1 rRNA gene is annotated in these 289 nt (G+C 49.8%); it reads right to left on the bottom strand.

From position 1 onward, the window contains the following. A 16S ribosomal RNA gene (locus AC3WV0_RS18160) occupies positions 1–289 on the bottom strand; the annotation flags it as partial.

Raw genomic sequence — 289 nt, 5'->3', positions numbered from 1 at the left:
ATTTGCATCACATCGCTGTGTAGCTGCCCTCTGTACCGGCCATTGTATTACGTGTGTGGCCCAAGGCGTAAGGGCCGTGATGATTTGACGTCATCCCCACCTTCCTCTCTACTTGCGTAGGCAGTCTTACTAGAGTCCTCAACTTAATGGTAGCAACTAGTAACAGGGGTTGCGCTCGTTGCAGGACTTAACCTAACACCTCACGGCACGAGCTGACGACAACCATGCAGCACCTTGAAAATTGTCCGAAGAAAAACCCATTTCTGAGCCTGTCAATTCCCATTTAAGC

The sequence above is a fragment of the Chryseobacterium sp. 27AL genome (assembly GCF_057815395.1).
Note: the sequence above shows the minus strand (reverse complement) of the source record. Positions and strands in the feature narration are given on the sequence as shown.